The organism is Vibrio sp. 1249-1, from assembly GCF_033340495.1.
The window spans coordinates 1-911 of sequence record NZ_JAWOWJ010000245.1 but is presented as its reverse complement, the minus strand read 5'-3'; the positions used below and the strand labels follow the sequence as shown (position 1 = coordinate 911).

The 911-nt window shown below is 48.2% G+C and carries 1 pseudogene; it reads right to left on the bottom strand.

The annotated features are described in order from the left end of the window. Nucleotides 1-896 (bottom strand): annotated as a pseudogene (locus R7Z50_RS25575) (hypothetical protein); the annotation flags it as partial. Between the last annotated feature and the right edge of the window lie 15 nt (nucleotides 897-911).

The window sequence follows — 911 nt, the reverse complement described above, 5'->3', positions numbered from 1 at the left end:
TCTTTTTGCATGTGCGCGTGCGCAGCAAAAACTGGGCGAGTGAGTAGCACTTCTTTTGATTTCGCGTGCGAACCATCGCAGTAAGCGAGTTGGTCAAATTGGCTGCGGCTAAGAATTTTGTCGTAAGTGCGCTGTGCTTGGAGAAATACATCTGATTCGTTTGGCATTTCTTCTTGCTGCGTTAATTGGTAACGACTTTGCTCCCAAAGCGGTTGAGGAATGACGTGCTCTGACATTTCTGTCTGAACAAGCCAAGCGTTGTCACTGAGCAAAAGCACGTAACCTGTTTGGGCATCGGCGCTGCATAGTGTCCAAATATGCGCTGCACGTTGTTCTCGACCATGGTGGCGAAAACCAGAGCGCGCCACTTGAACAAAGGAACGAGTTTGGATATTCGAGAACGATAAGTGACGTTCGTATAAGCGACTAAAAGTGTCCAGCATACTTGCCAAACGTTCAAGATATTGTGAAAAACGGCGATGATTCAAGCCCAATTTATACTGTAAATCTTTGGGTGAAACCTCGGCCAATAGAGCATCAAGCAGTGGTTGGAGTGAGTGGGATTCTTTGTTCGGGTTCAGCAGCGTTGCGGTTTTTTGACAGCAGCGACACTTTACTCTTGGGCTACCGACGGCGGTTCTCCCGTAACGTTGCCAAGCAGGGAATCGGCATTCGCAATGAGGCAATAGCTTCAACTCAAAGGTTTGCTGTTGTAGTTGATGAGCCAATGCGAGTATCGGCTCGTTAATCAAAACCGGAGGATAAGCACCACACTCAGGGCAATGCCACGCGTCGTAGCCAAGCCGATTTGAGCGCGAATACAAACTGAGATCAGGCACGCCGCAATTAGGGCAGCCAAATGACTTACAGCCATTGTATTCTTGACGAAAAGTCATGGTGCTTATCCTTTG